The following is a 22,565-nucleotide window of genomic DNA, read 5'->3' as shown; positions in this document are numbered from 1 at the left end:
CCCTAAGTCGAATTGGACGAAGATCCTTCTGGACCATGCAAAAAAGCAAGCCGGAATGTCCGGCTTGCTTTTTTTGTGTCCGTGAACGGGTCTCAACGAATCTAAACCAGAACGCGTTGTTCAATGACTAGGGCTACCCCATCCTCATTGTTGGACACCGTTACTTCATCCGCGATAGCTTTCACTTCTGTCGGAGAATTATCCATCGCGACTCCCCATCCCGCATATTCGATCATGCCCGTATCATTATAATAATTTCCCATCGCCAGTATTTGGTCACGTGGAATTCCTCTCATGGAAGCCAATTGCTCTAAAGCCTTCCCTTTGCTCGCTTCCAAGTGCTGTACGTCGATAAAATAATCGCCGCTCCTGATCGACTGCAAATCATGCTGCCAGCTTTTCCATTCTTCCTCCACCGCGTCCATGACGAGTTTGGAAGCAAAGATAGACATTTTAAGCAAGCTCTCCGGATAAGCATCGGAGGAGCTTCGCATGATCGGCTTAGCCAACATCTTGCTGTACATTTCCTTCGCTTCCTCACTCATTCCCTCTACGTAAAGGTCGAAGGCCGTATTCATATCGAAATGGATACCGCGTTCTCGGCAAAATGTCACGTATCGTTGTACCAAATCGTGTTCTATTTTCGTTTCGTATATAATTTCTCGAGTTTCGCTATCTACGATTGAGGCGCCATTATGGGTAATCATCGTTCCTTTTAACCCCAATTGTTGCAGGACGGGCAATGCGCTAGACGAACCTCGCCCCGTGCATAACACGATTTCCAAACCTTGTTCCGCCGCCGCTCGTACGGCTTGGCGAACCCTTGGCGTAACTTCATGATGATCGTTAAGCAGCGTGCCGTCGACATCCAAGGCGATCATGCGAAATTTCATTCTTTACCATCCTTCCGATAATTACGCAGGCTTTCCAATTCTTCTTCCGTGAGCTCTCGCCACTCTCCAGGAGCAAGGTTCGCATCCAACCGTAGAGGCCCCATGGAAACACGGCGAAGGTACAACACTTTCTTACCGACGGATTCGAACATCCGCTTTACTTGATGAAATTTCCCTTCGTGGATCGTAAGCTCGATCCAGTTCAGCGGTTCATTCGGTTCGGGAGCAGCCGACTGAGGGACCAGCTTGATCGCAGCCATCATTTCGTCCGTATTCTCCTCTATATCCCCGCTCGCGGCTCCATCCCCCTTCGAGGTTGCCAATACACTTAGCTGCGCAGGCATCGTCACGTAATCGTCGTCCAGCTTCACGCCTTGGCTGAAAGCCTCGATATCCGCTTGCCCAACCGCTCCGGCAACGAGCGATCGATAGGTTTTCGGTACGTGTTTGCGTGGAGACAACAATTCATGCGATAGCTTCCCGTCATTCGTGATTAAGAGCAATCCTTCCGTATCTTTATCCAACCGACCGACCGGAAATGGGGACAGTACCGTCAAATCCTCATCCAATAAATCGATAACGGTGCGGTCGCGGTGATCTTCTGTGGCGGATACGACTCCCGCAGGTTTATGGAGCAGGACGTATACAGAGTCCCGATATTGTATCGTTTCCCCGTCCAACACGACTTCGTCCAAATTAGGATTAATTTGCATGCCATGATCCTTGGCTAATTTTCCGTTAACGGTAACCGCGCCTTGCTTAATTAATTGTTTAATCCCGCTTCTGGTGCCGTATCCTAGATTTCCAAGCATCTTGTCTAATCTTATTGTTGCTTTCATTCTAATACCTACTTTCTTATTCCGACAGTTTCATGTCATTGCGCAGAACCCGGTTTTGCAGAACTTCCTTATCAGGTATAATGTAAGAGAGTTCGAGGGGCTTGTCCACTTCACTATAACTACATAATCAATTTTAGATAGGAGTTTTGCCAAATGAACGTCAAAAAATTATCGATCTTCTTCGGAATTCTCGCCGTATTGATCATTGCGCTCGTCGTGTTGAACAACATCAAACCCGATACGGTCTACGGAAAACCTTCCGACGAACTCTATCCCGCAACGAGAGCGCTACTGAACGATCCTAACTATAACAATATCATGATTCCGGACGTATTGGAGGAAAAGATCAAGAATAAAGAAAGCTTCTTCGTCTATTTCTTTGCTTCCGATTGCCCTCACTGCCGCGTTACGACACCGCAATTAAAACCGTTGGCGGATGAGCTCGGCGTTAATCTGCACCAATTCAATCTGCGTGAATTCGAAGACTATTTCGGCAAAATGAATATCGAGGCTACCCCGACTCTAGTCTATTTCAAAGACGGCGTGGAAAGCGAACGTCTAAAAGGCGGCTTGAAGGAAGGTTCGACGGACGGCGGAAATACGCTGGACGACTTCAAAAATTTCTTCAATAAACACCTGCCGGAAGGAAACAGCTAATGAACGCCAAGTGGCTACTAACGTTGCCGGCGGCCGTCCTTGCTAGCGGAATTCTGTTGGTTGCTTGCGGAGGCGGCGGTTCCAAAGATAGCGAACCCCATCGGCATGGCAACGAGAATTGGGAAGTGGAAGCTTCTCTTACCGACATGCCATCCTTTCTCGACAAATATTCAGGCCGTACGAAACACTTGTATTCGGTCGTAGGCAAATACGAAGAAATCATGAAAATGGTCAATTGTTACTGCGGATGCATGAAGTACGAGGATGGTGAAGCCCATTCCTCGCTTCACAGGTGCTATATTGCGGAACAAGACGATAAGAGCGTCACTTGGACGGACCACAGCGGGCAATGCGGCATCTGTACCGAGGAACTGGTGAAAATCGAGGAGTGGAGCAAGCAAGGCAAAACGCCCGAACAAATTCACCAGCTTATCGAAGATAACTTTAATCCGAATGCTTAACCTACCGAGTCGCGGCAATTAGCCGAAAACAGGGTCGTCCCCAAGCCATAGCAATGGCATTGGAAGACGGCCCTGTTTTTTTGTGTGGAATAATGTTTATTCAGGCCATTTAAGCTCGCGAGGCGCGCTTATTCTGCTCCCTCAGCTGTTTCCCGGACATTTAAGCACGCGTGACGGGCTTATTCTGCTCTGACAGCTGATTCTGGGCCATTTTAGCTCGCGGGGCGGGCTTATTCTGCTCCGTCAGCTGATTCTTGGCCATTTAAGCTCGCGGGGCGCGCTTATTCTGGGCTATCGGCTGCTTCTTGGCCATTTAAGCACGCGCGGCGCGCTTATTCTGCTCCGTCGGCTGTTTCTGGGCCATTAAGCTCGCGTGGCGGGCTTAATTTGTACAATCGGCCGTCTCCCAGCCATTTAAGCACGCGTGGCGGGCTTATTCTGTACAATCGGCCGTCTCCCAGCCATTTAAGCACGCGTGACGGGCTTATTCTGCTCCACCGGCTGCTTCACGGCCATTTAAGCACGCGTGGCGCGCTTATTCTGCTCCGTTAGTGTTAGTCTACTTCTTCATCAACTGATGCCCTCTCCCATCGGTCTACCGCAGATCGCAACGATTCGTCGCGCACGTGTAACACGAATGCCTGAAAAGGAGCATCCTCAGGCTGCGAAGACAGCGCTTTCAACGCTTCCTCCAGATCACGCCGCAAATGTAGCAAATCCAGCCCGAGAACGACATCCTCATAATCGTTTAACTTTTCAAACGCCGCAGCCATGAGCTTTACTGCGCCAGTGCGATTGCCATTGTCCCAATGATGTAGGCCCACGGCTGCCTGCAGCAGCCCTTGAAGCAGAGAACTGCGGCCTTCTTCCAGCCACAGTTCCTCCATGACCTCATGGCACTCGAAATAGTCACGATCCCGATTAAACAGCGAAATATACGCCAAATATCGCTCATCGTCCTGAATCCCGACCAGGCGATCCGCACCTTTTTTGACACCTGACATATTAGGAATCCCCGCCCTTGCCCGCGCGTTCTAGGGCAGCTTGAACTTCAAGAGACAACTCCTTAAGTCCCCACAAATCATCCTGCTCCCATAACTCGTTAAACCGACGCTGGAACTGAGCGGCTTCCCTGACTCTCCTGAAGAAATATAACTCTTGGATTTCGTTAAGCACCCGGCGAACGATAACAGAGCTCTCTTCGAAATCCTGCTGCGCGTCCACGATCTCCTGACGAATACTCGACATTTCAGTGTCCAGCAAGAAGGCCGCTTCGGCCGCTTTGCGCAATCTCTCCCTAACATGCTCAGGCAACTGATCGCGATATTTGTAATTAAGCGAATGCTCGATCGTTGCCCAGAAATTCATCGATAACGTACGAATTTGGATTTCCGCCAATACGGGCTTTGAGCCAAGGGACGTCTGAACGGGATACTCCACGATTAGATGGTAACTCCTATACCCGCTATCCTTGTAATTCGTAATATAATCCTTCTCGTAGACGAGGGTCAGATCTTTCCGATGGCGGATTAAATCCGCAACCCTATATATATCATCCACGAACTGGCACATAATCCGAATACCCGCAATATCTTCAATGCCGAGCTCGATCCGGTCAAGAGGAACCAGTAATCTCCGTGCCTTCTCTAATATGCTCGATACCCGTTTCACCCTTCCGGTGACGAATTCGATCGGAGCATATTCGTCTCTGGCCTTCAATTCGGAGCGAAGTGCCTTCAACTTGACTTTCAGTTCTTCCACGGCTTGTTCATAGGGAAGCAGGAACTTCCCCCAGTCCCTTCCATCCATCGACATTCCTCCTAACGATGACCCGCACCTATCGCTTGCGTGATCCGAGTAAAGCCGTCTTGTTTAAGCCTTCTAAGCAACCCTGCATGGATTTCTTTGAGCAGCGCCGGCCCTTTATAGATCATAGCCGTATACACCTCGACGAGGCTTGCTCCCGCAAGGATTTTCTCATAAGCGTCATCCGCCGTGAAAATACCGCCAGAGCCTATAATAGGTAGCTTGCCGTTCGTAATCTTGTACAAGCTGCGAATGATTTCCGTCGACCGCTGCGTTAACGGCCTACCGCTAAGTCCGCCTGTTTCCCCTGCATTCTTATGCGTCAATCCATCGCGGCTAATCGTCGTATTCGTCGCGATAATACCCGACATCCCGCTTAATTGGATCGCTTCCGCCATATAAGCAAGTTGATCCTCCGTATTGTCGGGAGCGATCTTCACCAAAATGGGTTTAGGCAATTCGCCGTGCTTCTCCGCCTGCTTCCCCATCTCGTCCTTTACTGCGTCAAGCAGATGGCGCAATTCGTCCCCGTGTTGCAAAGCCCGCAAATCGGGAGTATTCGGTGAACTGATGTTCACGACGAAGAAATCACCGTATGGAAACAACTTCTGAACGCACGCCCTATAATCATCGGCTGCATTTTCGTTCGGAGTCACTTTGTTTTTGCCGATATTAACGGCAAGGGGAATCCGATGCCGCGACAGCTTGGATAATCTTCCCGCCATCACATCCGCACCCTCATTATTAAAGCCCATTCGATTAATGAGCGCTTCATCGGGCGGAAGCCTGAACAATCGCGGTTGATCGTTTCCGGCTTGCCCCTTCGGCGTCACTGTCCCCACTTCCATGAAGGACAACCCTACTCTCGATAGACCGGTCACTGCTTTCGCATTCTTATCCAGCCCTGCCGCTAAGCCAACAGGATGGCTGAAATGCAGGCCGAATAAATCCACCGCGAGCTCAGGCGATGACTTCGTCCCCCAGATCGCGGAGAGAAGCGAGGGCATGCCCGGTATTTTCGCGGATGTGCTCATCCCATCGATGATGAGATGGTGTGCAGCTTCAGGATCCATCTTGAATAAGAAGGGTTTGGCCATTTGGTACAACAATGAATTCGACATCCTTTCACGGAACCGTACGATAGATATGAAATAATCCGTTGCTAAATTAAGAAAACCTTTCGGGTAACAGTTTAGCCTTTTCCAAGAGAAAAGAAAAGGGCAACATGCCCGTCTCGGCTACAATGTCCGTATCATTCTCGTTCATACGGCGATAATCCCCCTTACTTGTCTGGTATTTCTCTTGGAAAACGATTACAATATAGAGAGTTCACGAATTATATGATAGAGAGGTTGATACTCATGAGCACAGCCAAAAAAAAACCACCCGTCACATCGCGCTCTAAACAGAAGGAAACTGTTAATAAGAAGGCGCTTATCTGGATAGGGGTGGCTTTTGGAGTCATCGTAGTGGTCATGGCTTTGTTGCTTGCGTTGGACGTATAACCTGTAAGCAGCTGAATTTCACTAACCTAACCAATTATATACTTTGCGGGGGTTTGTCTCGTCCTGCGAGCTCTTCAACCGGAACCGTTCCGGTGGTGCTCGCAGTTCGTCAGGCAAACCTCCTTTTACTATCGTGACAGGCGTTCCCATTGGAACAAGATCATATAACTCTTCGATATCTTCCTTCTTCATTCTCACGCAACCTAAAGATTCGTCCTTCCCCATGCTTTTGGGTTCATCCGTTCCGTGGATGCCGTAACGGGTATCCGATAAAGTCATCCCCCTGCTGCCGAACACTCCCTTGCTGCTTCCGTTCGGATCTTTAACTTTCTCCGAGATAACGAATTTTCCTTCGGGAGTCTTGCTCCCGCCCAACCCAACCTCGTAGTTTCGCAAGATCACGTTACCGCTCACGACTGCTAATCTGTGATTGCTTTTGTCTACGATAATCTCCATGGGTTGCTCCGCTATCGGTGATAAGTGACCCGACGGCGTACCATGCCCTTGATTTGGGCCGGCGTTGTCCGGCCAACCGACGGTTTGCGGTATTTTGCCATCCTTCTTATTCTCTAGAGCGGCTTTAAGCTCATCGAACCAAGGCGTCATGCTCTCCGACCATCCGGCCATCGTATTCGCTGGATAATCCGCGGCTAACATCTCTGGGGACGCCGGCCATTTGCCAGCGCGCTCCCGATAACGAATCATAGCTGATCGCAGCGCAAGCTTTTCTTCCTGTAGCGGTTTCCAGCCCTGAACCAGCTTCTGCGTAACCTTCGAATCGTCCGGTTTGCAGTCGCACCATTTCGAGTCAAACCATTGAACGCCCGCTGTTCCCGATTCCCGATCCGATGAAATAGAGGCAATCGGCTTGCCGCTCTTCACCCAATCGCTCCAATTGCCTAATTTCGGGGTGGCGATCAATAATCTTGGCAGCTTGGAAGGTTTAAGCGTCAACAGATTCCCAAGTACATCATGCCCCGACTCATCAGGCCCCGCGGCACCCGCAATTTGGTCCGGCGGAATGACATTAGCCGGTAGTTTGGTTACCTGAACGTGAGATCCGTTATTGCCTTTTGAACCTTCCACTTCCGTACTCGGAACGGCCGATGCTTCCAAGGATGGCTCGCTCTCTATCGTTTCGCTAGAGTCCGGTGATAGTTCCCGAATAGCCACGACGGCTCCGCCGATTAAAACAATCGGAATCAATATCGCTAGCAGCCACTTCCGCCAGTTGCCTTTACGGGATGATTTCCCTTGAGGCAATTGCGGAGCCGGCTTCGATTCGAACGCTTCATAGATTTCTCCCGCTTGCGCGAAACAATAAGTAGCTTTCGCCGAATCTCCCTTGCTCTCGTACTCCTTGCCAAGCAAATACCAAGCCATGCGGCTATCCTCGTGCTTAAGAAGGTGTTCCTTGAGCGGCAAGGCATCTCCTACATTGGGAACGTTGTCATAGAAGTGCTGGATTTGTTCGTCAATGCGCGACTCTTTGCTCATGCCGTCACCTCCTCTAATAGATCTGCTAGGTACTATATCGGTTATCGCATCAGCACACTAAAGATAAAAAACCGTTATCGGACCGAAAACTTTAGGTCCGATAACGGCGAGGAAAGAAGGTACAACTGATTTTCCCGAATTAGAACACCGTATTACGAATGACAACGATTTGAGCTGCTGAATCCCATTGGATATCCAATTGGCTCTCCGAAGCGAAAAATCGAACAGGGACGAACAGGCGATTATTTACGGTTATCGTCTTGGCGTTCAAAGTAAGCGTTTCGCTCTTGCCGGCAACGGTTTTCGTCACGGTATTCGTCCCGTTACCGATTCTGTAGACCGTATCTCCCTTGGTGAGAATCGAGTATCCTGTTTGCTTATCGAAACCTACTTCGAACCCGAGCGCATTGCCAACATCGCGAAGCGGCAAAAGAACCGCATTCGATTTTACCTGAGCCGGAACTTCAGTAGGAACTAACTTACCGTTGTAAAGAACGGATACGCTTTGACCCGCTGGAAGCGAAGCCGGTTTGGCATATTTCTGAAGAACCCGGATTTTGTTGCCGAACTCATCCACGATCACTAGACGGCCATCGCTTAACACGGTTACGTCCGTCGGGTGATTGAATTGTGCTGACGAAGCTAATCCGTTGTTCTTGCCGAATTCCGTTGGTACACCCGCTAGCGTGGACACTTTACCGTCCTTCACGATACGAACGGCGTGGTTAAGGCTGTCGGCCACAATCAAAGCTCCATCCTCCGTAACCGTCAGGCCTTCCGGAGCATTCAAGCGAGATTGCGCGGCACTCCCGTCAACATAATTACCTTCCACATAAACCGCTTGCTTGCCGAGGGTACCTCCGCCGGCGACAGTGGATACGTTGCCGGATGCGAAATCGATGTAACGAATCCGTTGATTGCCTCGATCGCTCACGTACAGATTACCTTTACCGTCCAAGGCAAGGCCGCTTGGCTCGTTAAACTTCGCAGACGAGATCGCGCCGTCCAAGTAATCGCCCGCCGTCTCGACCGCGCCCGGAAAATACTCCACGATTCGCTTCGATGGGGCAGTCAAAGTGGTTACCGTTCCATTGGCGGCGATTTTTCTAATCACGTGGTTAAGCGTGTCCGCGACATAGACATTATTTTGCTTATCTACCGCGATATCGGACGGCTCGTTGAACGTCGCTTTATCGCCGACGCCATCGGACGATCCCATACTGCCATTCCCCGCGATCGTCGTTACCTTGCCGTCTTTCGAAATTTTACGAATCGCATTGTTCTTCGTATCGGCGACATAGACGTTATCATGACTATCAATCGCGAGTCCGGAAGGCGAATCAAATGCCGCTTTCGCAAGCTCCGCATTGTTATATCCGCCATAAGGGACATTAGCCTCATCCTCACCGAGGTCGAGCCCTGCATATCCCGTTACGCGGTCAATGGTTACTGCCCGAATTAAATGGTTAGAAGAATCCGCGACGAGCAATCTACCGTCCGGCAACGCGATGGCCGATCTAGGATGATAGAACGTAGCCTCGCTCACAGAACCGTTATCATGTCCAAGATCGGATTGTCCCGTCCAAGTTCTCACTTCGTATAACTTAGTAGATCGGGTCCAATTCGTATCAGAAGCAGCGAATGCCGCGACTGGTAAAGAAACGGAAACCAATAAACCGATTGAACCTGCTATCAAGGATTTAAGATTTGCTTTCATAGTTAGCTCCTTTATTTAAAGCATGAACTGATAAGATAACCTATTTATCAGGCTTTAGGCGCAATGACATTCACGGGGACACGCCGTAATAAATCGTAACGGGGTAGATCACATACTGCTCATAATTCGTTGGATCATGGGCCCTAATGTTCACGTGATATATTCCGGGCGCAGGGAAGTTCATCGTAAAGTAAGGACTATTCAACGTAACGCCGGTTTCCACCGGGAAGACAGCAATATCGCCTAGATAGGCTTCAAGCTTCATCGTAATCGGTTCTGTTGAGCTAGTATCCGATACGACCGCGAAGCCATTAGGCAATTGATTACTGTCGAATGTTGGGATCGTCTGTAAAATCGTTGACCCGCCTTGGGTAAAGCTAAGATTATCTTCATTAAGCGTCGGTAACCCCACTTTAATAATGAGCAGCTCTGCTATCGGGACTGAACCGTTCATTACCGTGTAGGTATAGCCTCCCTTGCCGCCCAAGTCAAAAGTTTGCATATCCATAATCGGGAACGCACCTGAAGAATTAGTTAAAGTTAAAGACTGCCCTTCCGCTACGGTGAATTTCATTTTGACGAATGATACGTCGTCGACCATAATGTAATATCTCTTTATTGCTCCGCTAGGTTGATTAGCCGCTAATTCCCAATGATAGTTACGGTCGTCGGAATCCGTTACAGACCAAGCTCGTATTCCTTGAGGCAAATTGAGTCTAGATACGGTTAATTCATAATCCATCGTTCCGCCCGCCGTATTTTTTAGCACGATTCTTAATTCGTTATTTCCCTCTTGAAGCGGTATCGTAATCTTCCCGTTAGTCGCATTGATTACTGTGCCTGATCTGTAATTAATGGCTTTATACGGGGTATAGATCAAACCTTCAGCTTGGGTGATTTGCAGAGAACTGACGCTTTCATTTACATTAGCATAGAAATTCGGCTCACTATTTTCTCTCTCATAGGACACAGTGTCGCCATTAATAAGAAACGGCTTGTCCGAGTATATATCCAGATCATAGTCAATTACCCACATCGTGAATCCTGGCCCGATCGATGCGCCTGACGCGTTCTTTAACTGTACCTCGAATACGTCCACATCGTTCGATATGTCCAATAATACAGCTTCCCTATCATTCAAAATGTCCATAGTCGTAGCATCTTCGATCGGAATTATTTGTCCGTTTCTTCCATCCAAAGCGTACTTCGTATGTTTAACGACCGCTTTCCCGACGCCGGATGCAAAAGTCCAATCCAACTTCAATTGCGTACCGCTTGAAGATACAGAGTAACCGTACGTATTGCCTGAATTAATCATCCAGTCGAAAGAATACCAATCAGAATCCTCTTTATAGCTTTGCGTCAATGAAGTTAATCCCACTGGAGTCGGGTCTTTCGTGAGCATGACAGTGAAATACTTGGTAATCGTTTCGTTGATTAGCACTTTGATTTCAATTTTCGTCGTATTGAGATCTAGCGGAATAAGATATTCCTCGTCTACCAAATTCACAGTATCGTAGAATTCGATACCGCTAAAGACTTTTACGCTCTCCACTTTGATGTTCACGGCTAATCGATTGGCAATTGCCGCTTTAAGAGTATTCCCGGGTACTTTAAATTCGTAATTCAACTGTTCAGGTTTAAAATCGATTGCTGCCTTATTCCATTTCAAGTTCGAGTTTGCATCGTAATAATAATATTTAACTCCCAGGGACGAATCGGTAGGTGGGACTGTTCCGTTTCCTCCAGTACCGCCACTGCCGCTGCTCCCGCCTCCACCGCTTCCCGAATTCGTTGCGCTCGGGCTAGCTAGTTGGTCTTGAAGCTCTTTATTGCGTTTGTTATTCTCCTCTTCGAAAATTTGCTTTTCCTTCTCTGACAGCTGCCTTTCGTACTCTTCCAGCGCTTTCTTTCTACTTTCCTCTAGCGCCTTTTCTTTCTCTTTCTGTTGTTTCTCGCGCTGCTCCTGCAATTTCTTCTGAAGCTCCGCTTGCTGGTCACGCAGTTGCTCTTCACGCTTTTTCTGATCGAGAGCTTTTTCCAGCGCTTCTCTTTCAAGCTTCTTTTGATTTTCTTGTTTCGCTTTTTCTTCGTCCGTCAATTCCAACGCTTTTTTACTCAGGTCTATTTTCATGCCGGTGTTGGCCATGACTTCGGCAATGATCTCGTTCACACGTTTCGTATCGATCTTATTCGCTTCCAACGCGGCGGCTACAATGGCTCCAATAAGATTATTAAGGTTGTTCTCGAAATGCTCTGAGAGATCTGGGTATAAACCGTTTTTGTCGATATTTTCTTTCATGATCTCTCCGGAGGCTTTCAGGATCGCCTCGATGATCGACTTATCGCTTTGTTTAATTAACAACTCAAGATCGACTTGGGCAATCGAGATCAAGGATCCGTTCAATAAGTCATGAATAGCCAAGGCTCTCTCAGTCGGATAGACATTCTCGGTCTGAGGGTTGCTCGAATCCGTTGTTTGCGCCGTAACGACGCCTGCGGCAACCATTAGTCTTGTGGCGCCGGTTACCGGATCAACGCTGACGTACAAATGAGTCCCTCGAACGCCCATAATCGACGTCGGCGTCTCCAGACTAAATTCATCGTCTTTGTTCTCAATCGATTTCACATCGACCCATGCCGAACCGTTAAATAGACTGACCTTGGTTGTCGTCCCCTGCTTGCTAGACAGCTTGGAGAAGGTTAACGTCGAGTTCGAAGCAACGGTCATCTTGTCATCCTCGGATGTGCCATTAGCGAATTGCAGCACCGCGGATGATCCGCTTCCGACCGACAACACGTCTCCTTCGTTCAGGCTCATCTTGGCGAAAGCCGTAAACTCTTTGGAACCGCCCGCTTTCTTGACTTTAACCGATCCCTTTAATTCTTTAACTACCGCTACGCGCGAAGTCGCGGCAGAACCCGTGTTAGCCCATACCCCTAACAATGGCAATACGGCTAACAATATCGCAAGCAGCCTAATCAAATGTTTTCTCATAATCGTTTCCCCCTTCGAAACTGTTTGTCCAGAATCTGTTTAGTTTTATTTGATAGATTTAGAGATAACTTCAATAGCTAATTTCATCCTGCAGCAAGTCATCTACCCATCTTTCATTCCAAGCACTTCGTATACTCGAATAGGATGAGATTTCCCTTTGAACATGCGATCTTCGCCTTCATCGAACCGGAAAAACGGTTTCGTTCTCTCATACACTTGTTCGGAGACGTGGACTTGTCCTTTTTTCGTCTGCGATTCGATCCGAGCCGCTATGTTCACGTTATCTCCGATCGCCGTATAGTCGACTCGCAAATAGGAGCCGATATTGCCGACGACCACGTTACCCGTATGAATCCCGATCCCGACGTTAACTTCGCATTGATATTTATCCATGATTTCGTCGCGGATTTTGATCATGCCTTGCTGGATTTCGTACGCGGTCTTAACCGCCATCCGTTCGTGCTCGGCAACATCCAGAGGCGCATTAAACAAGATCATGGCGGCATCTCCTATAAACTTGTCTATCGTGCCTTCGTTTCTGAGCGTTGTCTCGGTAATCATGTTAAACATCGTATTTAACGTATCGACAAGCTCCGGCGGGGATAACTTCTCCGACAAAGGCGTAAAGCCGCGGATATCCAAAAACATAATCGTAATCAGCTTCAAATCTCCGCCAAGCTTTATCTCGAGATCTTGAGCAACGATCTGCTTAACGAGATCCGGGGAAATATATCTGCCGAACTGACGGGTCACAAAATTTTTCTGAACGCTGTCCATGTACGATTTAAGCGATACGTTAGCTAGATAGGCAAGAATCATCGCTAGCAGAGAGTATACGATATTCATATGTAGCGCGGAAGTTTGGTAAATAGCGTATTGTCCGTAGAGGATGCCCGCGAATACGGCAAGGAGAGCGAGAATCGAGTAAACGTTCTTCAATCTCCATGGAATAAAAACAAACAAGGCGAACAGCAATACCGCCAAGATTTGCTCAGACCAGTTCGGCAAATAGGATACGCTCGTGCCCTTCAGCAATTGGTTCGTAATATTCGCATGAGCATACATCAACTTGAAATTTTTCTCGATCGGAGATGCCCCGGTATCTTGCCCGCCATCGTTCGCGAGTCCAACCGCTGTAAACCCGATGAAGACGATGGAATCCTTGAACAAATCCGGAGGTAACGCTCCGTTAAGCACATCAACGAACGATACCGTCATGAAATCATCCGTCTCAAGCTGATAGTCGATCGTTATCGTATTCTTGGCAACCGGTTCTCCATTCTTGATGGGATCGGTCCTATCGACATACTCGCTTAGATCGGCTCCGGCCATTTCAGCGGCTTTCCAAGCCATCGACGGAACGACTTCGCCGTCAGGCCCTTGAATATTCAGCCAAGTTTGTCGGATCACGGCGTCTTTGCTGACGACGCGATTAATATGGGCGAGTTGGACAAGGTCTGCAAACAGTTCGTAAGGCTTCGCGATGATTTGAGCTTTGATCAATTGTTCACGTTTCGCGATCGATGTGCTGAAAACGTCACCCATTATCCCCGTAACCGGCAAAATCACGTTCGGATAGCTGGCTAACGCTTCCGCGAATGCCATATCGCTATCCGGGTTTTCACTTGCTTCGCTAAAAATAATATCGAATGCAATGGCTTTAGGAAGATTTCCTTCCTGGTTTAACGCCGCTAAGAACGGAGCGTATACCGCGCGATCCCAAGGAAACCTTCCCAGTTCCGCCAACGAAGCGTCGTCTATCGCAACCATGACGATTCTCGAATCCGGTTTGTGATCCGCGACTTGCTTCATATCCATATCGAATAATAAATTATCTATTCTCTGGAGCGAGTGATTGTTTTGAATAAAATAAACCGCAATTAATAGTAACGCGTTCAAAACGATGGTTATTCTCTTAATTCGCTCTTTCAAGCTTGATCCCGCCCACTCTATGCAAATGATTCCAATTACATTTTATTATAGCTCAGGCGCTAGATTTATTGTTGATCTTTGTCTAAAAAATGACAGATATGACGCCAATCCGTTTTTGCATGACAAAAAGAGCTCCTTCCTAGGACATCATGCCTAGGAAGGAGCTCTCTTCAATTCCAATACAACCTACATATTGAATTGGGATTCCGCGATTTTGATGGAGTCGGTTGGACAACCATCCGCTGCGTCTTGCAGATCGTCGTACAGATCCTCTGGAATCTCGGTATTACCGTGATTTCCATCGCTTCCGTAAATCGTTTCCGCTAATCCCTCATCGTCATAATCGTAAATGTCAGGAGCAGTTGCGCCGCATGCGCCACAAGCAATACATGTGTCCTTATCTACGTAAGTATACTTAGCCATGAGTTAACCTCCTAATATCAATCCAAGTCGATTACAATAGTAGTCCACTACTGTCCAATATAATACAAAACCAAGCTAAGATCAAACGAAATTGCAGATCAATATTATCGTACGGCGTACTTAATAATCGTTCTCACTGTTTACAGATTTATCCCGCAGAAAATCTTTCTGAAGCGACGTTCCCCTTAGCTTCTTGTTGCGGATTAAAGTCGACGGATCGTCTCCTAACATGCCCGCGGTCAATACCGCGTCCTCGCCATATTTATCTCTTAAGATATCCATCGCGTTCGTCAAGCGTTCCTTCTTAGGATTCTCTTCATATGAAAATAAATCCAATTGCAATGGCGTCTCTTCTTTGGGAGTTAATCCTTGCAAAGTAATCCCGAGCAAACGAACGGGGCTCCCTTCCTTCCAATGGGCATCCATGAGCCGGCAAGCTACGCGATATACATCATCGGCTGATTCCGTTGGCGTAGCTATCGTGGAGGATCTTGTTATCGTACGCATATCCGGGTCTCTAATCGTAATCTGCACGGTGGTACACACCATTCGTTGATGCCTCAATCTTCGGGTCGTTTGGTCGGCGAGATTAAGCATGACACGGCGATATTGATCTTTCTCCGTCAAATCCGCCGGCAATGTCGTCGTATGACCGATCGATTTAGGTGCTTCGTGGAGCGGCTCGACCGGAGAGTCGTCCATTCCGTTGGCTGCTCGCTTCATCCAATTGCCATATACGCCGAACCTCTCCATTAGCATTTTCTCGTCGGATGCAGCCAAGTCACCAATCGTCCTAATGTTAAGCCTTAATAGTTTGTCCGCTGTTCGGGAACCGATACCGTACAAGGTTTGGCAAGGTTTACCCCAGAGCAGGTTAGGCACCTCTCGCCTGCGAAGAATCGTAATGGCATCGGGCTTGCGCATATCCGACGCCATCTTGGCCAGAAGTTTATTCGGGGCAATCCCGATAGAGCAAGGCAACGACAATTCTTCCTTCACCCGTCTAGCGATCGTCTGCGCTATCTCTATAGGCGTACCGAATTGCGAGCTTCCCGTAATATCGAGAAAACATTCGTCTATCGATACCGCTTCGACTAATGGGGTGTAATTGCCGACAATTCGCAGAAATCCGCGACTGTATTTGCGATAGAGATCAAAGTTGGGAGAGATTAAGATTAATTCAGGACAAATAGCCTGCGCTTGCCGAACCGTCATTCCCGTACGTATCCCTTGCGCTCTAGCTTCGTATGAGCTCGTGACCAATATTCCCTTGCGAAGTTCAACGCTGCCCGCAACGGCTGTCGGTTTCCCTTTGTATACATCCGGCTCCTCGGCGGCGTGAACGGAGCAATAGAAAGCATTCATATCGATATGCAATATAATTCTTCGTTTGCTCTTGCTCTCGTTCTCACTCACGTTCACCCCTCCTATCTGTTTCTACATTATACAAAATTCAACCGCTCGAACATAGCCACAAAGACGGTTGGTCTCTACATTTCAGACGAGCCATGCTATAATAGTTACACCTGTTTTTACTTAAGGAGGCTTTACGGTTACGCATGTCAACTCCCCTTTGCATTTTCGATACTACTTTGCGCGACGGTACGCAAGGTGAAGGCATTAGCCTTACCGCTGAGGATAAAGTCAAAATTGCACTGAAGCTTGATGCTTTGGGCATCCATTATATCGAAGGCGGAAATCCTGGCAGCAATAACAAGGACATCGAATTTTTTCGACGTATCCGGGAATTGAAACTTCAATCCAAATTAACGGCCTTCGGAAGTACTCGGCGGAAGAATAGCACATGCGAGCAGGATATCAACCTGAAGCATCTCACGCAATCAGGTGCTCAGGCAGCCACCTTGGTCGGAAAATCGTGGGATTTCCATGTTCACACGGCGTTGCAGACAACATTGGAAGAAAACTTGGCCATGATCTATGAATCGCTTGCATTCGTTAAGAACAGCGGAATGGAAGCCCTGTTCGACGCGGAGCATTTCTTCGATGGTTATAAAGCCAATCCGGAGTATGCTTTAGCGGCGCTTGCCAAAGCCAAGGCAGCCGGAGCCGAATGGATCGTCCTGTGCGATACGAATGGCGGAACGTTACCTGGCGAGATCAACGAAATCGTATCCCGCGTAGTCAGGGAAATCGATGCTCCGATCGGCATTCATACGCACAATGACTGCGAATTGGCAGTCGCTAACACTTTAGCCGCGATTACGGCTGGAGCACGTCAAATCCAAGGCACGATTAACGGATATGGCGAACGTTGCGGGAACGCTAACCTTTGTTCTATTTTACCTACCTTACAAATCAAAATGGGCTATAGTTGCGTCAGTAACGAGCAATTGACGTCTCTTACTAGCGTCGCCAGATATGTGAGTGAAATCGCGAACGTCATCATGCCGGTTAACCAGCCTTACGTTGGTAATGCTGCATTCGCTCATAAAGGCGGTATTCACGTCTCCGCTATCATGAAAGATTCCAAAACTTACGAGCATATCGAACCCCAACTTGTCGGCAATAAGCAGCGTGTACTCGTCTCCGAGCTTGCCGGGCAAAGCAACATTCTATCCAAGGCGCAGGAAATGGGTCTCGACATGAGCGCCGAAGGAATGAAATCACGCGAAGTGATTGACCGGATTAAAGATTTGGAGCACCAAGGCTACCAATTCGAAGGCGCGGATGCTTCTTTAGAACTGCTGTTAAGAGACGCTTATGGCGGGTCAGTACAAGTGTTCACGGTTGACTCCTTCAAGATTATGGTCGAGAAAACAGCGGGGCAAATGATTACGGAAGCCATCGTGAAAATTACCGTTGCCGGAGAACAAGTATATACAGTAGCCGAAGGAAATGGACCGGTGAATGCGTTGGATAATGCGCTGCGCAAAGCGTTAGTACAATTCTACCCAGGCATTCGCGACATCCACCTGTCCGACTACAAGGTTCGCGTTTTAGACGAGAAAGACGCTACGGCGGCTAAGGTTCGCGTATTGATCGAATCCACGGATTTCAAAGATACTTGGAGTACGGTCGGAGTATCTTCCAATGTCATCGAAGCAAGCTGGGAAGCATTGATTGATAGCATTCGTTACGCCTTGCTTGGCATGACCAGGGATGAAATCGAGCCGGAATTCACTGGCGGAACTCACGGATTAGTTAATCATTAAGCGATTTACTCGATAATTACCCAGTACCGTTATAACGGTGCTGGGTTCTTCTATTTTTAGGGTATAAATGAGTATTTCCACCACAAGTAAAAGGGACTTCCGATATTAGATCGACTTGTTCGATCCGATATCGGAAGTCCCTTTATTTAATTGTTTAGCCTCGAACCGTAACGATTTCGTTAAGATTGGATAACGTCTTGCAGATACAGCTCCCATTGCTCCCGATCGATAATTCCCTCGATCCGGTGGCGTATGACTCCGTTCCGATCGACGATGAAGCTGACCGGGTAACCTGTTATCTTATATAAATCAAGGGCTTCCCCCTTTGGATCCGTTAGCACGGGGAAAACAATCTGCTGCTCTTTCACGAAATCCTTCGCTTCCCTGAGTTTATCGTACTTGGTTGCGTTCACCGCGTACAGATCCAGTTGGTCCTTATGCTTCTCATAGATGTCTTTAAGATCAGGCGCTTCCACTTCGCAGGGGCCGCACCACGCAGCCCAGAAATTAATAATTAGCACTTTATCTCGATTGCCGCCTACGTTGTATGATGTCGATCCATCTAGAGAATCGAGGCTAAACGACGGTGCATAATGATTTGTTTTGGGAGCTGGCTTAGCCGGAATACTTGATCCGGGTTCTCTCTCCACTTGGCTTCCCGTCACTTGATCTTGCGGTGCTTTATCTGAAGCATCCCAGAACCATACGGCAGCTGCGGCCACCACGACAAGTACCAGTATCACGATATTTCTTCTCATAAAGTTAACTCACTCTTTTCAAGCATGATGTTTTCTTTTATCTTACCCCAATACCGTCTTCCGTCCAACCTCAGCCACAAAACTGTCACTAGATCTTCGTTGTCGTTTATTACCAGGCAAGACCGCTTAACTTACGCATACCGTTCATTCCTGAAGGGGATTCTATTCCTGGTAGCACGCATTTCAACACCCTAGTTCTAAGGAGGAACCTCGGATTGACTGCGACCAGTAAACCTAAGCGCAAGCTGACCGTAACCTTTTCCAGTGACATCACAACGCAATCGTCGCCCGAGGAAGCTAGCACCAAGTCATCATCCCAGCCTCAAGGCGGACGCAAAAGTAAAGTAGCCGAATATATCGCGCTTTCTACGGTACCTTTGGTACTCGTTCTTGGCAATTCGATGCTTGTTCCGATCTTACCTACATTAAAAAGCAAGCTCGGTATTTCGCAGTTCCAGAGTAGCTTGGTCATCAGCCTGTTTTCCTTATGCGCCGCTATCGTCATTCCATTCGCCGGATATCTATCCGACAGATTCAGCCGCAAGGCCGTCATTATCCCTTCGCTAATCATCTATGGGGGAGCGGGAATTCTTGCCGGATTCGGAGCCGTGTGGGATTCGTATGGCGTGTTAATCTCCGCAAGAGCGCTACAAGGCATCGGAGCGGCCGGAACAGCCCCCATCGCGATGGCACTTGTCGGAGATATGTACAAGAGCGGAGAAGAAAGCCAAGCGCTCGGACTCATCGAAGCATCTAATGGAGCTGGCAAAGTTGTCAGTCCGATCTTGGGCTCTTTGCTTGCTCTCATCGTTTGGTACGCCGCGTTCTTTGCTTTTCCGGCTTTCTGTTTGTTGTCGTTGCTTGCGATGTTGTTTCTTATTAAAGAACCGAAGCGCCAGCAACCGCCTCAACCGGTTAAGCAATACCTGCAATCGATTAAACGAATTTTCGCCAAAAACGGCCGTTGGCTCGTCTCCTCTTTTTTCAGCGGTTCTCTTGCACTGTTTATTTTGTTCGGAATCCTTTTTTTTCTCTCGAACATTCTCGAGAAACCGCCTTATTCCATTGATGGAGTTCGCAAAGGCTTCATACTCGCTATTCCTTTGTTCGGCATGGTGTCGACAGCATACGCGACTGGAACCATTATCCGCAAGAACGGCGTTCTTATGCGCTGGCTGATGAATATCGGCCTAGCCCTTATGGTCGTTTCGTTAGCTCTAGCGATCTGGTTCAATACCCAACTGTACGTATTTATCGGACTATTGACGATCAGCAGCATTGGAACCGGGTTATTGCTTCCATGCTTGAATACGATGATCACCGGCGCGGTGGAAAAGGCGGAAAGGGGGATGATCACCTCCCTCTACAGCAGTCTAAGATTTTTCGGAGTCGCCTTCGGGCCCCCGCTGTTCGGATGGATGATGGGAATTTCTCATCAGATTGTGTTCATTACAGTATCCCTTTTGTCTTTAATTTCTCTAGGTCTCGTTTTCTTCTTGGTCAAGCCTGGGAAACAAGTCCAATAGGGGTTGCCCTTCAAGCCCCCCATCCCTCATACTCGGTTAGAGGTTGTTATTGTTGGGGGCGAGTGACGGAGCATGAAGAATATAACGGCAGTAATCTTAAATAAAACATTGGAACAGAGTCTTGTAGAAGCATCTCGACGGCGTCAACCTCACGAAGTTTGCGGAGTTATTTTCGGTACTGTTCAAAATAACACGTTAATTGCCGATGGGTTTAGCCTTCTCCGTAACGTATCCGCAGCATCGATTACTTCTTTTGCCTTCCATCCGGAAGATTGGATCGCCGCTTATTACGGCGCGCAAAAAAACCAACGAGAAATCGTTGGCTTTTTCCACTCGCATCCGCAAGGTTCGCTAGCTCCAAGCGTTAGCGATGAACTAGGTTACGTTCCATGGGGCACCTATTGGATTGTCGGACTCACGCGAGATCAATTCGAGCTTGCAGTTTATGTGCGGGATTCCGCGGACGGCTGGATTGCCCTGCCGATCCACCAAGAATCGTATGGTCAATGTCGGCTTAAATAAGCGTAAAGCTCCCCTAAAGTCGTAACTTGCCTATCCCTAATAAACTTAAGAAACTTAAAATACAGCTTCGCCGTCATTACCGAGTCGTGCAAGGCATGATGACGCTCCGTCACTTCTACCCCGTAACGATCCAGCACTTCATCTAATCCATATTGAATAGCCTTGGGCTCTAGCCACTTCGCGATCATCATCGTATCCACGATCCGATGCGTCAGGTTCACCTTCGAGGTACGCCACAAAGCGCTATTCAGAAATTGCTTGTCATGCCCGCTACCGTGAGCGATCAGCACCCTCTTCCCGGCGAAGTCCATGAAATCATGCAAAACTTGCATTAAATCCGGTGCGTTCTCCGCCATCTCGTTCGTTATGCCGGTTAATTCCGTAATATGCTTCGGGACTTTCCTCTTCGGATTAACGAGCTGGTAAAATGGCTCTGTTACTTCTAAATTCTCTCCGACGATTTTGACCCCGCCGATCGATAGGATTTCATCGCCGTTATAAGGATAGAAGCCGGTTGTTTCCAAATCGAAAACAACCGCCTCCATCTCCGTCAGCTGCATTTCAAGAGAGCTTTCCTTACGCTGGTCGCGTGACATTGAACGGATAAAGGCCATTTGCTGAGCATTGGACGAACCTAACATGGACGCGATTGCGGGAGTAATTCCGCCCATCTTGTATAAATTCCACATTCTTCCCATCGAGTTCGTATCTTTGGGTTCCTTCATCGCTTTCACCTCCCGCCGAAGCGGTGCTGCAACTCCCTTTGAACTCTGCGTTGTATTTTTGCGCCGGCTTTCAATGCTTGTTTGAGCGGAATTTTCATTTCCTTCGTCAATTGCTTTGACGAAATTTTACCTGTTCCGATGAGTTGTCCGTCTTCATGGGTGCCTGTCGCCAGCAATCTTAGTTTTAAGAAGAAGACGAAAGCGTCCGAAGCTTCCATCGCTTCATCTTCGCTGAGAACATTCGCTTGTTTTAAAGCTTCAATTCGGCTAAGCGTGCTCGTATCGCGAATTCCGGCTTGCATCGCAAGCAGCCTGAACGCGTTCACCATAGGAATATAGGCACCATACTTAATATCCAAGCTTCCCGCTTCCTCGCCGTATCTCTCCGTCAGCAATTGGCCGAATACGCCGACTAGAACTTTGTGTCTGATCGTATTTTCCATCAACCGACGTGCAATAACGGGACGATCGAGCATATCGTTATAGATTTGGTCCTTGAATTTGTCGGCAAGAACCTTATCTCCCGACAAGGCGCGCCCATCGGCCGCTATAAGCAAATAGCGAACGTTCTCCCAGCTCGGCTCCGCAAACCAGGAGTCGATTTTCTTCTTCCAGCCCCTGAGAGATAAACACCACTCCGGATTTGATGCAATTACACTGCCTTCGCAAGGAGGATATCCAAGCGCAATTAAATATTGAACGACAGTAGCGGCAAATAGGGGAAAATAAATGCGGCATCGTTCCTCTTCGACTTCATTCGAAACATCCGCGTACACGAGACCGCTATCTTGATCGCTGTACAACGTCTGCTCGTAGCGCCCACCGCTGCCATATAGCATATACGTATAAGGCACGGGCGGGGCGCCATGCCCCAACCGTGCCAGATCGTTCTCCGCAAGCCTTATCGCTTGAGTGATAAGGGTGTCGTGAAGCTCGTTCAACGACTCCATCACTGCATATGCCGGAGAGGTGGACAGCTCCGTTGCCAACCGGGATTGCTCTCTTTCCCTAATCGATCTCAATTGCTCAAGATCCTCGGCTTCGGTGATGTCAAGCAACCGCTTCTCCCTTATGGGATTGTGCATGCGGTTTCTACCCCTCCTGTATTTACGCCGGTGTAAGGACTATTCAGA

General features: G+C 48.3%; 20 protein-coding genes. 6 read left to right on the top strand and 14 right to left on the bottom strand.

Annotation, left to right across the window (positions count from 1 at the left end):
• Window positions 1-101: 101 nt before the first annotated feature.
• Together L3D05_RS07045 and L3D05_RS07040 are read right to left on the bottom strand one after the other, a co-directional pair.
• Window positions 102-893: a Cof-type HAD-IIB family hydrolase gene (locus tag L3D05_RS07045; protein ID WP_239615292.1), complete on the bottom strand. Its 792-nt coding sequence runs from the start codon at window positions 891-893 to the stop codon at window positions 102-104.
• Window positions 890-1,732 (bottom strand): pseudouridine synthase, encoded by an 843-nt coding sequence (locus L3D05_RS07040; protein WP_239615291.1) that lies wholly within the window; start codon window positions 1,730-1,732, stop codon window positions 890-892. Before L3D05_RS07040 ends, L3D05_RS07045 begins: the two co-directional genes overlap by 4 nt.
• Before the next feature lie 153 nt (window positions 1,733-1,885).
• Here L3D05_RS07040 and L3D05_RS07035 point away from each other — a divergent pair, with 153 nt between their 5' ends.
• Both L3D05_RS07035 and L3D05_RS07030 read left to right on the top strand, forming a co-directional pair.
• Window positions 1,886-2,389 carry a thioredoxin family protein gene (locus L3D05_RS07035; RefSeq protein ID WP_239615290.1) on the top strand — a complete coding sequence of 168 codons (504 nt, stop codon included), beginning with the start codon at window positions 1,886-1,888 and terminating at the stop codon, window positions 2,387-2,389.
• Window positions 2,389-2,850 carry a PCYCGC motif-containing (lipo)protein gene (locus tag L3D05_RS07030; protein WP_239615289.1) on the top strand — a complete coding sequence of 154 codons (462 nt, stop codon included), beginning with the start codon at window positions 2,389-2,391 and terminating at the stop codon, window positions 2,848-2,850. The genes L3D05_RS07035 and L3D05_RS07030 overlap by 1 nt, the downstream gene beginning before the upstream one ends.
• A gap of 554 nt (window positions 2,851-3,404) precedes the next feature.
• On the opposite strand, the gene L3D05_RS07025 is transcribed toward L3D05_RS07030, so the two are convergent.
• From L3D05_RS07025 to L3D05_RS07015, 3 genes are read right to left on the bottom strand one after another with little or no spacing between them, the layout of a single operon-like run.
• Entirely contained in the window at window positions 3,405-3,854 is a 450-nt protein-coding gene (locus tag L3D05_RS07025) for a DUF309 domain-containing protein (RefSeq protein WP_239615288.1), read from the bottom strand.
• Window position 3,855: 1 nt separating this feature from the next.
• Window positions 3,856-4,659 carry a GTP diphosphokinase gene (gene yjbM, locus L3D05_RS07020; RefSeq protein WP_239615287.1) on the bottom strand — a complete coding sequence of 268 codons (804 nt, stop codon included), beginning with the start codon at window positions 4,657-4,659 and terminating at the stop codon, window positions 3,856-3,858.
• 11 nt (window positions 4,660-4,670) lie between these two features.
• A complete protein-coding gene (locus L3D05_RS07015) occupies window positions 4,671-5,765 on the bottom strand; it encodes a quinone-dependent dihydroorotate dehydrogenase (RefSeq protein ID WP_239615286.1) in 1,095 nt (364 codons plus the stop codon).
• A gap of 252 nt (window positions 5,766-6,017) precedes the next feature.
• On the opposite strand from L3D05_RS07015, the gene L3D05_RS07010 reads away from it, so the two are divergent.
• A complete protein-coding gene (locus L3D05_RS07010; RefSeq protein WP_239615285.1) occupies window positions 6,018-6,161 on the top strand; it encodes a hypothetical protein in 144 nt (47 codons plus the stop codon).
• Between the two features lie 21 nt (window positions 6,162-6,182).
• On the opposite strand, the gene L3D05_RS07005 is transcribed toward L3D05_RS07010, so the two are convergent.
• The 6 genes from L3D05_RS07005 to L3D05_RS06980 form a co-directional block, all read right to left on the bottom strand.
• Window positions 6,183-7,658: a L,D-transpeptidase gene (locus L3D05_RS07005; protein WP_239615284.1), complete on the bottom strand. Its 1,476-nt coding sequence runs from the start codon at window positions 7,656-7,658 to the stop codon at window positions 6,183-6,185.
• A 139-nt stretch (window positions 7,659-7,797) separates the two neighbouring features.
• Entirely contained in the window at window positions 7,798-9,375 is a 1,578-nt protein-coding gene (locus tag L3D05_RS07000; protein WP_239615283.1) for a stalk domain-containing protein, read from the bottom strand.
• A gap of 70 nt (window positions 9,376-9,445) precedes the next feature.
• Window positions 9,446-12,373: a FecR family protein gene (locus L3D05_RS06995; RefSeq protein ID WP_239615282.1), complete on the bottom strand. Its 2,928-nt coding sequence runs from the start codon at window positions 12,371-12,373 to the stop codon at window positions 9,446-9,448.
• A 102-nt stretch (window positions 12,374-12,475) separates the two neighbouring features.
• Complete coding sequence (locus tag L3D05_RS06990; protein WP_239615281.1) at window positions 12,476-14,305, bottom strand: CHASE2 domain-containing protein; 1,830 nt, start codon at window positions 14,303-14,305, stop codon at window positions 12,476-12,478.
• Between the two features lie 186 nt (window positions 14,306-14,491).
• A complete protein-coding gene (locus L3D05_RS06985) occupies window positions 14,492-14,728 on the bottom strand; it encodes a ferredoxin (protein ID WP_239615280.1) in 237 nt (78 codons plus the stop codon).
• Window positions 14,729-14,848: 120 nt separating this feature from the next.
• Window positions 14,849-16,144: a DNA polymerase IV gene (locus L3D05_RS06980; RefSeq protein ID WP_369417956.1), complete on the bottom strand. Its 1,296-nt coding sequence runs from the start codon at window positions 16,142-16,144 to the stop codon at window positions 14,849-14,851.
• A gap of 143 nt (window positions 16,145-16,287) precedes the next feature.
• Between L3D05_RS06980 and cimA the strand changes: the two genes are divergently transcribed.
• Window positions 16,288-17,901: a citramalate synthase gene (cimA, locus tag L3D05_RS06975; protein WP_239615279.1), complete on the top strand. Its 1,614-nt coding sequence runs from the start codon at window positions 16,288-16,290 to the stop codon at window positions 17,899-17,901.
• Window positions 17,902-18,080: 179 nt separating this feature from the next.
• Here the strand turns inward: cimA and L3D05_RS06970 are convergent, their stop codons facing one another.
• The gene (locus L3D05_RS06970) at window positions 18,081-18,659 is read right to left on the bottom strand and encodes a TlpA family protein disulfide reductase (protein WP_239615278.1); all 579 of its coding nucleotides are present in this window, start codon (window positions 18,657-18,659) and stop codon (window positions 18,081-18,083) included.
• Between the two features lie 215 nt (window positions 18,660-18,874).
• Here L3D05_RS06970 and L3D05_RS06965 point away from each other — a divergent pair, with 215 nt between their 5' ends.
• Both L3D05_RS06965 and L3D05_RS06960 read left to right on the top strand, forming a co-directional pair.
• Window positions 18,875-20,185, top strand: coding sequence for an MFS transporter (locus L3D05_RS06965; protein ID WP_239615277.1), 1,311 nt, complete (start codon window positions 18,875-18,877; stop codon window positions 20,183-20,185).
• A gap of 72 nt (window positions 20,186-20,257) precedes the next feature.
• Window positions 20,258-20,707, top strand: coding sequence for a M67 family metallopeptidase (locus L3D05_RS06960; protein WP_239615276.1), 450 nt, complete (start codon window positions 20,258-20,260; stop codon window positions 20,705-20,707).
• On the opposite strand, the gene L3D05_RS06955 is transcribed toward L3D05_RS06960, so the two are convergent.
• Window positions 20,689-21,432, bottom strand: a complete 744-nt coding sequence (locus L3D05_RS06955) for an exonuclease domain-containing protein (protein ID WP_239615275.1) — start codon at window positions 21,430-21,432, stop codon at window positions 20,689-20,691. The genes L3D05_RS06960 and L3D05_RS06955 overlap by 19 nt on opposite strands.
• Before the next feature lie 5 nt (window positions 21,433-21,437).
• Window positions 21,438-22,517: a DUF294 nucleotidyltransferase-like domain-containing protein gene (locus L3D05_RS06950; RefSeq protein ID WP_239615274.1), complete on the bottom strand. Its 1,080-nt coding sequence runs from the start codon at window positions 22,515-22,517 to the stop codon at window positions 21,438-21,440.
• Window positions 22,518-22,565 lie beyond the last annotated feature (48 nt).

It is taken from the genome of Cohnella mopanensis, from assembly GCF_022352055.1.
Classification (GTDB): Bacteria; Bacillota; Bacilli; order Paenibacillales; family Paenibacillaceae; genus Cohnella; species Cohnella mopanensis.
The sequence above is the reverse complement of the archived record's forward strand: the minus strand, read 5'-3'. Positions and strand labels throughout refer to the sequence as shown.